General features: G+C 71.0%; 6 protein-coding genes. 2 read left to right on the forward strand and 4 right to left on the reverse strand.

Annotated features, from left to right (window positions below):
* Nucleotides 1–88 precede the first annotated feature (88 nt).
* Nucleotides 89–1300, forward strand: a complete 1212-nt coding sequence (fahA, locus tag ACFU3E_RS03205; RefSeq protein ID WP_384151144.1) for a fumarylacetoacetase — start codon at nt 89–91, stop codon at nt 1298–1300.
* 205 nt (nt 1301–1505) lie between these two features.
* On the forward strand, nt 1506–2444 hold the full coding sequence (locus tag ACFU3E_RS03210) for a M56 family metallopeptidase (protein WP_384151597.1): 939 nt from the start codon (nt 1506–1508) through the stop codon (nt 2442–2444).
* A 202-nt stretch (nt 2445–2646) separates the two neighbouring features.
* On the opposite strand, the gene recQ is transcribed toward ACFU3E_RS03210, so the two are convergent.
* The 4 genes from recQ to nuoL all read right to left on the reverse strand — a co-directional run bounded on the left by recQ (nt 2647) and on the right by nuoL (nt 10058).
* The gene (recQ, locus tag ACFU3E_RS03215) at nt 2647–4716 is read right to left on the reverse strand and encodes a DNA helicase RecQ (protein WP_384151147.1); all 2070 of its coding nucleotides are present in this window, start codon (nt 4714–4716) and stop codon (nt 2647–2649) included.
* Nucleotides 4717–4921: 205 nt separating this feature from the next.
* A complete protein-coding gene (gene nuoN, locus ACFU3E_RS03220; protein ID WP_384151150.1) occupies nt 4922–6571 on the reverse strand; it encodes an NADH-quinone oxidoreductase subunit NuoN in 1650 nt (549 codons plus the stop codon).
* Nucleotides 6568–8139: an NADH-quinone oxidoreductase subunit M gene (locus ACFU3E_RS03225; protein ID WP_384151153.1), complete on the reverse strand. Its 1572-nt coding sequence runs from the start codon at nt 8137–8139 to the stop codon at nt 6568–6570. The genes nuoN and ACFU3E_RS03225 overlap by 4 nt, the downstream gene beginning before the upstream one ends.
* 5 nt (nt 8140–8144) lie before the next feature.
* Nucleotides 8145–10058, reverse strand: a complete 1914-nt coding sequence (gene nuoL, locus ACFU3E_RS03230; protein ID WP_384151157.1) for an NADH-quinone oxidoreductase subunit L — start codon at nt 10056–10058, stop codon at nt 8145–8147.
* Between the last annotated feature and the right edge of the window lie 12 nt (nt 10059–10070).

The following is a 10070-nucleotide window of genomic DNA, read 5'->3' on the forward strand; positions in this document are numbered from 1 at the left end:
CCCAGGACCGGCGCGTCACCCGTAACGTGTGGCACGACCACGAACACGTGGCGACGACATGGCACACCCGAAAGCGAGGCAGCACCCGATGCCCCCCTTCGATGTCCCCGAGGGCGACCCCTTCGGCCCGCACAACCTGCCGTACGGCGTGTTCTCCCTGCCCGGCTCGAACCACCGGACCGTGGGCGTCCGGCTCGGCGACCATGTGCTGGACGCGGGCGCTGCGGCCCACGCGCTCGGCTCGCCGTACGCCTCCCTGCTCGCGCGGCCGACCCTCAACCCACTGCTGGCCGCCGGTCGCACGGCCTGGTCGGACGTGCGCCGGGCGCTGACCGCCTGGGTGACCGTGCCGTCCCACCGCGAGACCGTCGCACCGCTGTTCCACCCCCTGTCGACGGTGACCCTGCACCTGCCGTTCGAGGTCGCGGACTACGTCGACTTCTACGCCTCCGAGAACCACGCCCGGAACGTCGGGCAGATCTTCCGCCCCGACGCCGAGGACTCCCTCACCCCCAACTGGAAGCACCTGCCGATCGGCTACCACGGCCGCTCGGGCACGGTCGTCGTCTCCGGCACGGAGGTCCCACGGCCGTCCGGCCAGCGCAAGGCCCCCACGGACGCCGCTCCCGTCTTCGGCCCTTCCGTCCGCCTGGACATCGAGGCCGAGGTCGGTTTCGTCGTCGGCGTGCCCTCCCGGATGGGCGCGCCGGTGGCCCTCGGCGACTTCCGCGAGCACGTGTTCGGGCTGTGCCTCCTCAACGACTGGTCCGCGCGCGACATCCAGGCGTGGGAGTACGTGCCCCTCGGCCCGTTCCTCGGCAAGTCCTTCGCCACGTCGGTTTCGGCGTGGGTCACCCCGCTGGACGCCCTGGAGGAGGCGCTCCTGGCGCCACCGGCCCGGACGCACGAGTTGCTGCCCTACCTGGACGACAGCGACGAGGAACCCGGCGGCTACGACCTGCGGATCAGCGTCGCCGTCAACGGCCACGTCGTCTCCGAGCCGCCCTTCTCCACCATGTACTGGACGGCCGCACAGCAGCTGGCCCACATGACCGTCAACGGCGCCTCCCTGCGCACCGGTGACCTGTACGGCTCCGGCACGGTCAGCGGCCCGGCGGAAGGGGAGCGCGGCTCGCTGCTGGAACTGACCTGGAACGGCCGCGAGCCCCTCGAACTCCCCGACGGCAAGCGGACGTTCCTGGAGGACGGCGACGAGGTGACCCTCTCTGCCTGGGCCCCGGGGCCGAACGGCGTGCGGGTGGGGCTGGGCGAGGTGACCGGGAAGGTGGTCGGGGGCTGACACCGGCCGGCCGGTGGTCCCCCTCCGGCCCCCTCAGTTGCCGTTCGGCCCCTGACGCGCACCGCCCGGCCCGTCATACTGGGCGTGGGGCGGTGTGCCCGCACGTCCACCACGCTCGCCGTGGACTGCCGTGCGCACGGTGACCGCCTTTCTCCGCACGACCCGTAGCCGCCCCTCTTCCGACGAGGAACCGGAGCCCGTGGCCATGACCGTCTGCCTGCTCCTGCTGAGCGTCGTCGCCGTGACGGCCGCCGTCCCCGTTCCCCGGGCGCTGACCCGGGCCGCGTGGCCCGAGCGGGAACCGGTGGTCGCGCTGTGGGTCTGGCAGTGCCTTGTGGCCACCGTCCTGCTGGCTTGCGTGACGGCGCTCTCCCTGGGCGCCGCGGCGGTCTTCGGTACGGTCCGCGCCCAGCTCTTCGCCCCGGCGCCCCCCGCGGTGACCGCGGCGTACGACCTGTCCACCGCCCCGCCCTGGGCCGCCGCCCTCACCCTGCTGCTCGCCTGCGGCGCCGCCTGGACGACCGCCATGCTCGCCCGGGAGCTCGTCGAGGCGCGCCGGCGCCGCGCCCGGGCACGCGCCCACCTGCGCGAGCGCGCCCCGGACCTGCCGGCCGGCCTGCCCGCGGCGCGGGGTCCGCTGCTGGTCCTGGAGGACGAGTACCCGGACGCCTGGTGGATGCCCGGCAGCCCGCCCCAGCTGATCGTCACCACGGGTGCCCTGCACCGCCTCACCGGTCACCAGCTCGATGCCGTCCTCACCCACGAGCGGGGCCACGCCCGGGCCCGCCACGACTGGCTGCTGCACCTGTCCACCGCCCTGGCCACCGGTTTCCCGCGCATCCCGCTGTTCGCCCACTTCTGCGACCAGACCCATCGCCTGGTCGAACTGGCCGCCGACGACACGGCCTCCCGCCACTGCGGTCACCTGACCACGGCCCTGGCGCTGATCGAGCTCAACCAGCACCGCGGTGTCCTGTCCTGCGCCTCCAGCCACCGCCTGCTGGGCGAGCGGGTCGACCGGCTCCTGGAACCGCCGCCCCGGCTGGGCCGCCGGCACCGGGCTCTGACCACCACGACGGCCGCGCTCGTACCGCTGCTGCCCCTGCTGATCGCGTTCGCCCCGGGCCTGACGGCGCTGTCGTAGGCGTGCCGGCCGGGCGGACGCGGACTGCCGTTGGAGCACCGGCCCCGCGGGCCGTTGCTGCCGTGAGCGTATCGGCCCCGCAGGCCGTGGCTGCCGTAGGCGTACCGGCCCGGCGGCAGCGGCCTACAGAGCACTGGGCACCACCGGCCGCCCGGCGCCCCTCAACGGCTCAGGATCCGTGCGACTCCGCCGGGGCCCGGCCCTATATCCAGTCGTCGGGTTCCGGTTCCGCGCCCGTCTCCGGCCAGTCGTCCGGCTCGTAAGTGTCCTGGCCGGGGGTGCGAGCCGGGGCCTCCGGGGCAGAGCCGGCCGGCGCAGCAGGCCCGCCCAGGGCCGCGAGGACCCGCAGCACACCCTCCCCGTACGTAGCGAGCTTCTTCTCGCCGACCCCGCTGATCCCGCCGAGCTCCCCTACCGACGTCGGCCAGACCATGGCGATCTCCCTCAGTGTGGCGTCATGGAAGATCACATACGCCGGGACGCCCTGCTCACGGGCCTGCTCGGCGCGCCAGGCGCGCAGCGCCTCGAAGGCCGGCAGCAGTTCCCCGGGCAGCTCGGCGGCAACAGCCTTGCCCTTGCGCTCGCTTCGCCCGGAGCCCGCGGACGAGGACCCCGACCGGGAGGCCACCGGCTTCTTCGGCTCCTTGCGCAGCGGCACGTCCCGCTCCCGCCGCAGCACCGCCCCGCTGGCTTCGGTCAGCACCAGCGTGCCGTACTCGCCCTCCACCGCGAGCAGCCCCTGGGCGAGCAACTGCCTTATGACACCCCGCCATTCACCCTCGGTGAGGTCCTCGCCGATACCGAACACGGACAGTTGGTCATGGTCGAACTGGATGACCTTGCCGGTCCGCTTCCCCAGCAGAATGTCGACGATCTGCACCGCGCCGAACTTCTGCCCGCGCTCCCGCTGCAGCCGGACCACCGTCGACAGCGCCTTCTGCGCGGCGATGGTGCCGTCCCAGGTCTCCGGCGGGGTCAGGCAGGTGTCGCAGTTGCCGCAGCCGGACGCGTCCGGGTCCTGGCCGAAGTAGGCGAGAAGCTGGCCCCGGCGGCACCGGGCCGTCTCGCACAGCGCCAGCATCGAGTCCAGGTGGGCCTGGGCCCGGCGCCGGAAGGCCTCGTCACCCTCGCCGGACTGGATCAGCTTGCGCTGCTGGATGACGTCGTTCAGCCCGTAGGCCATCCAGGCCGTCGACGGCAGCCCGTCGCGGCCGGCCCGGCCCGTCTCCTGGTAGTAGCCCTCGACCGACTTGGGCAGGTCGAGGTGGGCGACGAAGCGGACGTCCGGCTTGTCGATGCCCATGCCGAAGGCGATGGTCGCCACCACGACCAGGCCGTCCTCCCGCAGGAAACGGGACTGGTGGGCGGCGCGCGTGCCCGCGTCCAGGCCCGCGTGGTACGGCACCGCCTCGACGCCGTTGCGGCTGAGGAACTCGGCGGTCTTGTCCACCGAGTTGCGCGACAGGCAGTAGACGATGCCCGCGTCGCCCGCGTGCTCCTCGCGCAGGAAGCTCAGCAGTTGCTTCTTGGGGTCCGCCTTGGGCACGATCCGGTACTGGATGTTGGGCCGGTCGAAGCTCGCCACGAAGTGGCGTGCCGTCGGCATGTTCAGCCGCTCGGTGATCTCCTGGTGCGTCGCGCGGGTGGCCGTCGCCGTCAGCGCGATCCGCGGCACGTCCGGCCAGCGCTCGCCGAGCAGGGACAGCGCCAGGTAGTCGGGGCGGAAGTCGTGGCCCCACTGGGAGACGCAGTGCGCCTCGTCGATCGCGAAGAGGGAGATCTTGCCGCGGGAGAGCAGATCGAGCGTGCTCTCCAGGCGCAGCCGCTCCGGCGCCAGGTACAGCAGGTCCAGCTCGCCGGCGAGGAACTCGGCCTCCACCATCCGCCGCTCGTCGAAGTCCTGCGTGGAGTTCATGAACCCGGCCCGCACGCCCAGCGCCCGCAGCGCGTCCACCTGGTCCTGCATCAGGGCGATCAGCGGGGAGACGACCACACCCGTACCCGGCCTGACCAGGGACGGGACCTGGTAGCACAGCGACTTGCCGCCACCGGTGGGCATGAGCACGACGGCGTCGCCGCCCGCCACCACATGGTCGATGACGGCTTCCTGCTCGCCGCGGAAGGCGTCGTAGCCGAAGACCCGGTGCAGCGCGGCCAGCGCCTCGCTCGCGTCGGCGTCGAGGGGCCCGGCTGGGCCGCCTCCCGCGCCGATCCCGGCCCCGGTCACCGCGTCCAGTTCCGTCATCACACCTGTCCCGCCCGTAGCGCCCATCGTTGCGTCCCCCGTGCGTCGCGCCTCGACCACTGCGTCCACCATAGGCGCCCGCACCGACAGCCCCGGAGTTGTCCACAGGTCCCGCCCGGTGGAAACGGTCCTCATACATGCGTTCGACCTGACCCGGCGGCCGGCCCGCCCGGAAACGCCGCGGGACCCGGCTCCCGAAGGAGACCGGGTCCCGCGTGGACGTCCGCGGACATCAGCGGACGAAGACGCCCGCCTGCCCCGCCAGATCCAGGAAGTACTGCGGCGCCACACCGAGCACCAGCGTGACCGCCACGCCCACGCCGATCGCCGTCATCGTCAGCGGCGACGGCACGGCCACCGTCGGGCCCTCCGGCCGCGGCTCGCTGAAGAACATCAGCACGATGACGCGGATGTAGAAGAACGCCGCGATCGCCGACGAGATCACACCGATCACGACGAGCGGAGCGGCCCCGCCCTCCGCCGCCGCCTTGAACACGGCGAACTTCCCGGCGAAGCCGGAGGTCAGCGGAATGCCCGCGAAGGCCAGCAGGAACACCGCGAACACGGCCGCCACCAGCGGCGAGCGCCGGCCGAGCCCCGCCCACTTGGACAGGTGCGTGGCCTCACCGCCCGCGTCGCGCACGAGCGTGACCACCGCGAAGGCGCCGATCGTCACGAACGAGTACGCGGCCAGGTAGAACAGCACCGACGAGACACCGTCCGGCGTGGTCGCGATGACACCCGCGAGGATGAACCCGGCGTGCGCGATCGACGAGTACGCCAGCAGCCGCTTGATGTCGGTCTGCGTGATCGCGACGATCGCACCGCCCAGCATGGTGACGATGGCCACCGCCCACATGACCGGCCGCCAGTCCCAGCGCAGGCCCGGCAGCACGACGTACAGCAGCCGCAGCAGCGCGCCGAACGCCGCCACCTTCGTCGCCGCCGCCATGAACCCGGTCACCGGCGTCGGCGCACCCTGGTACACGTCCGGCGTCCACATGTGGAACGGCACCGCGCCCACCTTGAACAGCAGGCCCATCACCAGCAGCGCGCCGCCGATCAGCAGCAGCACGTCGTTGCCCATGGTGTCGGCGAGGGCCGGGGTGACGTCCTGCACGGTGCCGTCGACGACCTGCGCGATCGTCGCGTACGACATCGAGCCCGCGTAGCCGTACAGCAGCGCGATGCCGAACAGGGCGAACGCGGAGGCGAAGGCGCCGAGCAGGAAGTACTTGACCGCCGCCTCCTGCGACATGAGCCGCTTGCGGCGGGCCAGCGCGCACAGCAGGTACAGCGGGAGGGAGAGGACCTCCAGCGCCACGAACAGCGTCAGCAGGTCGTTGGCCGCCGGGAAGACCAGCATGCCGGCGACGGCGAACAGGAGCAGCGGGAACACCTCGGTGGTGGTGAACCCGGCCTTGACCGCGGCCTTCTCGCTCTCGCTGCCCGGCACGGACGCGGCCTGCGCGGCGAAGGAGTCGACGCGGTTGCCGTGCACCACCGGGTCCAGGCGCCGTTCGGCGAAGGTGAACAGGCTCACGAGGGCCGCCAGCAGGATCGTGCCCTGCAGGAACAGGGCCGGCCCGTCGACGGCGATCGCGCCCATCGCGGCGATTTGCGCCTTGGCCGTGCCGTACCCGTCGGCCGCGAGCGCCACGACCGCGGCGAAGGCGGCGGCGAGCGCGACGACGGACACGAACATCTGGGCGTAGTAGCGCGACTTTCGCGGGACGAACGCCTCGATCAGGATCCCGATGACCGCCGCACCGACGATGATCAGGGTGGGGGCGAGCTGCCCGTATTCGATCTTCGGCGCGTCGATCTTCGAGATCGGGTCGGCCGCGGTTGTCCACAGGCTGTGGACGGCTGTTGCGCTCACTTGGCCGCCTCCACCTCGGGCTGGGGGTCCTTCTGCTGGACGTCGGACATGGTCTGCTTGACCGCGGGGTCGATGATCTGCGTGACGGGCTTCGGGTAGACGCCCAGGAAGATCAGCAGGACGACCAGCGGGGCGACGACCACGAGTTCCCGGATCCTGAGGTCCGGCATCGCGGAGACCTCCGGTTTCACCGGGCCCGTCATCGTCCGCTGGTAGAGGACGAGGGTGTAGAGCGCGGCGAGGACGATGCCGAAGGTGGCGATGATGCCGATCACCGGGTAGCGCGTGAACGTGCCGACCAGGACCAGGAACTCACTGACGAACGGCGCCAGTCCCGGCAGGGAGAGGGTCGCGAGGCTGCCGATCAGGAACGTGCCGGCGAGCACCGGGGCGACCTTCTGCACTCCGCCGTAGTCGGCGATGAGCCGCGAGCCGCGCCGGGAGATCAGGAAGCCCGCCACCAGCATCAGCGCGGCTGTCGAGATGCCGTGGTTGATCATGTAGAGCGTCGCCCCGGACTGGCCCTGGCTGGTCATCGCGAAGATGCCCATGATGATGAAGCCGAAGTGGGAGATCGACGCGTACGCCACCAGCCGTTTGATGTCCCGCTGGCCGACCGCGAGCAGCGCCCCGTAGATGATGCTGATCAAGGCGAGGACCAGGATCGCGGGCGTCGCCCACTTGCTCGCCTCCGGGAAGAGCTGGAGGCAGAAGCGGAGCATCGCGAAGGTGCCGACCTTGTCGACGACCGCCGTGATGAGCACGGCGACCGGAGCCGTGGACTCCTGCATGGCGTTGGGCAGCCAGGTGTGCAGCGGCCACAGCGGCGCCTTCACCGCGAAGGCGAAGAAGAAGCCGAGGAACAGCCACCGCTCGGTGTTGGTCGCCATGTCGAGCGTGCCGTTGGCGCGGGCCTCGGCGATCTCCGTGAGCGAGAAGTTCCCGGCGACCACGTACAGGCCGATCACCGCGGCCAGCATGATCAGACCGCCGGCCAGGTTGTAGAGGAGGAACTTCACCGCGGCGTACGACCGTTGCGTCGCCGCCGCCTTCTCGCCGTGCTCGTGGGCACGGTCCCCGAAGCCGCCGATGAGGAAGTACATCGGGATCAGCATGGCTTCGAAGAAGATGTAGAAGAGGAAGACGTCGGTGGCCTCGAAGGAGAGGATCACCATCGCCTCGACGGCGAGGATCAGGGCGAAGAAGCCCTGCGTCGGCCGCCACCGGCTGCTGCCGGTCTCCAGGGGGTCGGCGTCGTGCCAGCCCGCGAGGATGATGAACGGGATCAGCAGGGCGGTCAGCGCGACCAGTGCCACCCCGATGCCGTCCACACCCAGTTCGTAGCGGACGCCGAAGTCCGCGATCCAGGCGTGGGACTCGGTGAGCTGGTAGCGGTCGCCGTCCGGGTCGAAGCGGACCAGGACGACGATCGCCAGGACGAGCGTGGCGAGCGAGAAGAGCAGCGCCAGCCACTTGGCTGCGGTGCGCCTCGCGGCCGGTACGGCGGCCGTGGCGATCGCCCCGACGGCCGGGAGCGCCGCTGTCGCTGTCAGCAGAGGAAAGGACATCGGTATCAGACCGCCCTCATCAGCAGGGTCGCGGCGACGATGAGCGCCGCGCCCCCGAACATCGAGACCGCGTAGGAGCGGGCGAAGCCGTTCTGCAGCCTGCGCATCCGCCCGGAGAGGCCGCCGACCGAGGCCGCCGTGCCGTTGACGACGCCGTCGACCAGGGTGTGGTCGACGTAGACCAGGGACCGCGTGAGGTGCTCGCCGCCGCGGACCAGGACGACGTGGTTGAAGTCGTCCTGGAGCAGGTCGCGCCGGGCGGCCCGGGTGAGCAGCGAGCCGCGCGGGGCGACGGCCGGGACGGGGCGGCGGCCGTACTGGGCGTACGCGAGGGCGACGCCGATGATCATGCACGCGACGGTCGCACCGGTGACCACACCCGCGCTGATCGGCGGGTTGCCGTGACTGTGCCCGGTGATCGGCTCCAGCCAGTGCACGAAGCGGTCGCCGATGCTGAAGAACGCGCCGCCGAACACCGACCCGACGGCCAGCACGATCATCGGGATCGTCATGACCTTGGGCGACTCGTGCGGGTGCGGTTCGTTGCCCTTCTCGTCGGGCTGCCAGCGCTTCTCACCGAAGAACGTCATCAGCATCACGCGCGTCATGTAGTACGCCGTGATGGCCGCGCCGAGCAGGGCGCAGGCGCCGAGGATCCAGCCCTCGGTCCCGCCCTTGGCGAACGCCGCCTCGATGATCTTGTCCTTGGAGAAGAAGCCGGACAGGCCCGGGAAGCCGATGATGGCCAGGTAGCCGAGACCGAAGGTGACGAACGTGACCGGCATGTACCTGCGCAGTCCGCCGTAGCGGCGCATGTCGACCTCGTCGTTCATGCCGTGCATGACGGATCCGGCGCCGAGGAACAGCCCGGCCTTGAAGAAGCCGTGTGTCACCAGGTGCATGATCGCGAAGACGTAGCCGATGGGGCCGAGGCCCGCGGCGAGGATCATGTAGCCGATCTGCGACATGGTCGAGCCGGCCAGTGCCTTCTTGATGTCGTCCTTCGCGCAACCGACGATCGCACCGAACAGGAGCGTGACGGCACCGACGATGGTGACGACCAGCTGCGCGTCCGGGGCGCCGTTGAAGACGGCCCCGGAGCGGACGATCAGGTACACACCCGCCGTCACCATGGTCGCGGCGTGGATGAGGGCCGAGACCGGGGTCGGGCCCTCCATCGCGTCCCCGAGCCAGGACTGCAGCGGCACCTGGGCGGACTTGCCGCAGGCGGCGAGCAGCAGCATCAGGGCGATCGCGGTCAGCTTGTCCTCACCGGCGGCACCGGCGAGCCCGGCCTCCCCCTGGCTGCCGAGCACCGGCCCGAAGGCGAAGGTGCCGAACCACAGGAACATCAGCATGATCGCGATGGACAGGCCCATGTCGCCGACGCGGTTGACCAGGAAGGCCTTCTTCGCGGCCGTCGCGGCGCTGGGCTTGTGCTGCCAGAAGCCGATCAGCAGGTAGGAGGCGAGACCCACGCCCTCCCAGCCGACGTACAGCAGCAGGTAGTTGTCGGCGAGGACGAGGATCAGCATCGCCGCGAGGAACAGGTTCAGATAGCCGAAGAAGCGGCGCCGCCGCTCGTCGTGCTCCATGTACCCGACGGAGTACAGGTGGATCAGCGATCCGACGCCCGTGATCAGCAGCACGAACGTCATGGACAACTGGTCGAGCTGGAAGGAGACGTCCGCCTGGAAGCCTTCCACCGGGATCCAGCTGAACAGGTGCTGGGCCATCTCGCGGCTTTCGGCGTCCCGGCCCAGCATGTCGGTGAACAGCACCAGGCCGAGCACGAAGGAGACGGCCGCGAGCAGGGTGCCGATCCAGTGGCCGACGGCGTCCAGCCGCCGCCCGCCGCAGAGCAGGACCACTGCTCCGAGCAGGGGCGCCGCCACCAGCAGCGCAATGAGGTTCTCCACGATTCTTCCGAC

The organism is Streptomyces sp. NPDC057424 (genome assembly GCF_042803315.1).
Lineage (GTDB): Bacteria > Actinomycetota > Actinomycetes > Streptomycetales > Streptomycetaceae > Streptomyces.

Excerpts from the sequence above, each read along its gene's own strand:
- fahA (WP_384151144.1), top strand. The coding sequence starts at position 89 with ATGCCCCCCTTCGATGTCCCCGAGGGCGACCCCTTCGGCCCGCACAAC.
- ACFU3E_RS03210 (WP_384151597.1), top strand. The coding sequence starts at position 1,506 with ATGACCGTCTGCCTGCTCCTGCTGAGCGTCGTCGCCGTGACGGCCGCC.
- recQ (WP_384151147.1), bottom strand. The coding sequence starts at position 4,716 with ATGGGCGCTACGGGCGGGACAGGTGTGATGACGGAACTGGACGCGGTG.
- ACFU3E_RS03225 (WP_384151153.1), bottom strand. The coding sequence starts at position 8,139 with ATGTCCTTTCCTCTGCTGACAGCGACAGCGGCGCTCCCGGCCGTCGGG.